The organism is Elstera litoralis (genome assembly GCF_000963705.1).
Taxonomy (GTDB): Bacteria; Pseudomonadota; Alphaproteobacteria; order Elsterales; family Elsteraceae; genus Elstera; species Elstera litoralis.
Map to the genome: position 1 here is coordinate 1 of NZ_LAJY01000879.1, position 1,413 is coordinate 1,413.

2 protein-coding genes are annotated in these 1,413 nt (G+C 45.6%); both read right to left on the reverse strand.

The features are described 5' to 3' along the window. On the reverse strand, positions 1–501 hold a 501-nt coding region (locus tag VZ95_RS20480), incomplete at its 3' end, for an HAD family hydrolase (RefSeq protein WP_045777504.1). Between the two features lie 36 nt (positions 502–537). Next, entirely contained in the window at positions 538–1,362 is an 825-nt protein-coding gene (locus VZ95_RS23570) for a class I SAM-dependent methyltransferase (RefSeq protein WP_084627967.1), read from the reverse strand. Positions 1,363–1,413 lie beyond the last annotated feature (51 nt).

The window sequence follows — 1,413 nt, forward strand, 5'->3', positions numbered from 1 at the left end:
TTCCACGGCGAAGGACCGCGATGCCAAGCAGCGAGTTTGCTGCAAAGCGCTTAAATAGGGCTCGGGATGAGGTTTTCCGAGGTTGACGGTATCTCCGCCGATAATAATATCGATATTACTCTCAATATTTAATCGATTTACCCAAGCCGCCGCGAGGTAAGACATATTGGAAGTCACGATACCGATCTTAAGGTTGCACTCAGTGGCGACCTTTAAAAGAGTGAGTGCGCCAGGATTGGGCTCCACCGTTTCATAGGCGGCTTCGATGCGCTGCCAATACTGCCTCAACAGGCTCTCAATATCCTCCCCCAGGGCGTGTGTCTGGGCTAAGTCAGCCACAACAACCGCTAAGGGAGGACCATTTAGGCGATTAAACTCTTCATCTGAGCCTGACCGATCAAAACTTCGCAGGAATTCTTCGTAAACATTGCGCATAACCATCAGGCTATTCGCAAGAGTCCCATCCAGGTCAATAAAGATACCTGAGTTATAGTTTTCCACAGTATCACTCTCATTCAGTAGGTTCGCGTCGCGTTTCTATGAAAGTTTTTGACAGTGGAATAATCTATTCTGTCCAAAGGGGCCAAAAGCTCCCGGATGGGTTGCTGCCAGCGTGCGACTCAGTTGAGTCGCGGCATGAACGATGGGGTGATCGTAGTCGATTTTACCGTCATTGATGGCAGGCACGAGCGCATACAGAATAATATCATGCAAGCTCGAAAAATCTTCAGTCTCTAACAATGAAAGTCCCGCGCTGGGAAGATGGGCTCGGATCAAGGTCTCATCAAAAAATAAATTGAACTCAGCGGGGGTTCTCGGCGTAAGTCCAAGGGCTTCACGGCACTTATTTTGTTCGGCATAGGTCGTTTGCGAATTTTCAATCATAACAAGATACCCGCCAGGCTTAATCATCGAAGCTATGGCTGTAATCGCCTGTTGTTGAAGTTCAGGACTATTCAAATTTATGAGGCAACGATTTGTGAAAATAAGATCATATTCTTTTTTTAGTGCCGGATGTGTCTTAATTTCCAGAACATTCCCTTGGAAAAAACGAATCCTATCGGAAGTATCTTGGGTTTCATTTAGATTATCTTGAGCCGCAGAAACCATTTTATCAATGTAGTCGATGCCATCAAAATTAAAATTCAAAAATTGCTTCGATAATGAAATGCAATTTATGCCATTGCCGCAGCCGACCTCAAGAATATCAGCACTCTCAGTCGTATTTAGTAAGCCTAAACGACGAGCAAGTGCATCGAGTTCCAGTAACTTGGCGGTTCCTGTCTTTGTTGTGGCGCGCAGATTCGTACCATAGGTCTCTGCCCAATTGGACCAATGTTCAAAAATCTGCTTGCTATCCATTTTGAAGTTCCAGTTGCTTGATGGAGGGCTCGATGCTGAGGGAATAATCTA